The 1,985-nt window shown below is 67.7% G+C and carries 1 protein-coding gene and 2 pseudogenes; all 3 read left to right on the plus strand.

Features of this window, described 5'->3' with window-relative positions:
- Nucleotides 1–102: 102 nt before the first annotated feature.
- Nucleotides 103–441 (plus strand): annotated as a pseudogene (locus tag IG54_RS43950) (trypsin-like serine protease); the annotation flags it as partial.
- Between the two features lie 394 nt (nt 442–835).
- Complete coding sequence (locus tag IG54_RS0137110) at nt 836–1,420, plus strand: snapalysin family zinc-dependent metalloprotease (RefSeq protein WP_030795575.1); 585 nt, start codon at nt 836–838, stop codon at nt 1,418–1,420.
- Between the two features lie 176 nt (nt 1,421–1,596).
- Nucleotides 1,597–1,985 (plus strand): annotated as a pseudogene (locus IG54_RS0137115) (IS5 family transposase); the annotation flags it as partial.

The raw sequence follows: 1,985 nt of genomic DNA on the forward strand, positions 1-1,985 counted from the left end.
ATCGACCGATTCAACTGCCCTTGAGCAGCGCGAATACACCTACACGTCAGTGACATACAACGCCGAACATCCCAGTGACATCACGGCCGAACCTCACAGCAGCCCTACCACGCCCGCGTCTTGGTGAACGGCCAGGGGGTTTGCGCCGCGTCCCTGGTGTCGTCCCGTCACATCCTGACCGCCAAGCACTGCGTGGACCATTCCGCGCAGTACACCTTCCGTATCGGCAGCAGCTACGCATCAAGCGGCGGCGCCATGACCGCCGCCGCACGCATCACCTCCCTCCCGTCGGCCGACCTCGCCATGGTGAAGCCGGACCGGGACGTCACCTACACGCCCGCCCCGATTGCCAGCACCTACCCCCGGACAGGTGCGAAGGTCTCCGTCTTCGGGTGGGCTCGACCTGCCCCGGTACCGACAGCTGTCAGTCGCCGGGCCTGAAGGCCGCGGCCATGCGCGTGACCGGTCTGACCACGGACCACTACGGCGGCACCACGATCGGTCTATGGGCGTCGACGGTGTCGCGGCCGGCGGAGACTCCGCCAGCCCGCGATGGCCAACGGCGTTCTGGTCGGAGTGGCCTCCACCAGCGACCGGCAGTCCAAGTCGAACTACACGGCCACCGCCGCGTACACCAACTGGATACAGTCCGCGGCCTCCAACGGCTGACCGCAACTCCGCAGGAAGGCAGGCGCCGCTGCCTCGGTCCGGCGCTATGCCGTCGTCACGGGCCGTCGGACAACTGGTTGACATAATTGGCATGTCCGCGACACTCGTTATGGATCCCCTCTCGGTCCCCGCAGGGTGCCGAGCCCCCACGCGTGAAAGGACAGTGATGGTGCACTATCTACGGTTGGGTATAGCCGGTGCCGCGGCAGGGATGCTCCTGACCGCGATACCTGCGGCACACGCTGTGTCCGCGGCCGAGCCCACCACGCCGAAACGCGTAACCGCACAGGTCACGCTCCGCTACGACGCCAGCCGAGCAGCAGGCTGGGAGCAGGCGGTCTCTGCCGGGGTCGCCTCATGGAACGGCAACGTCGGCAACGTCAAGCTGGTCAAAGCCACCCCTGGCAGCCGAGCGGAGATCCAGATCGTGGCCACCACCGGCTGGCCGCAGGCCACGCTCGGACCGGTCCGGCCGGGCGGCCGGGCACGGGTCGAACTCGGCAGCCAGGCCGTCTCCCAGGGCCACGACAAGACCCGCATCGTCGCCCACGAACTCGGCCACAACCTGGGCCTGCCGGACACCAAGCCCGGCCCCTGCTCGCAGCTGATGTCGGGCTCCAGCGCCGGTACGAGCTGCCGGAACGCGGTGCCCGACGCGGCCGAGCGCTCGCGGGTCGAGAACGCGTACGCGGGCGGCGCCGCGGCACACACCCGGACCGGCGGCCGCGTGCTGGTGGATGCGCCCTACTGATCTTTTCGTAAGTTCGGTGGGTGTGGTGGCCTTGCGAGTGGGAGGCTTTTGGGGCAGCTTATCAACCCTCGCCTTCGGCTGCCGGTTCGTCTCTTCCTCCTTTGTCGCGGCCTAAAAGGCTCTAACAAAAGCTGCTGATCATGAGACTCTCGGCCTGCTGTCTCGTAGGTCTTGGTATGGGAAACCGTGAGTCGCGGCCGTGGATCGTGTCAGAGGAACTGTGGGCGCTGGTCGAGCCGTTGCTGCCGAAGCCGGGTCCGAAGCTGGTCGAGGGCAGACCGCGGGTGCCGGACCGGCAGGCTCTGTGCGGGATCCTGTTCGTGCTGCACACCGGCATCCAGTGGGAGTATCTGCCCCAGGAACTCGGCTTCGGCTCGGGCATGACCTGCTGGCGGCGCCTTGCGGCCTGGAACGAGGCCGGCGTCTGGGACCAGCTCCACCAGTTTCTGCTGAACGAGCTGCGGTGGAAGAACCAGCTGGACTGGGAGCGAGCGGTGATCGACTCCTCGCACGTGCGGGCCGCCCGACGGGGCCCAAAAGCGGGCCCAGCCCAGTCGACCGCGCA

Origin of the sequence: Streptomyces sp. NRRL S-920 (genome assembly GCF_000717945.1) — a bacterium.
In the GTDB taxonomy this organism is placed as follows: Bacteria; Actinomycetota; Actinomycetes; order Streptomycetales; family Streptomycetaceae; genus Streptomyces; species Streptomyces alboniger.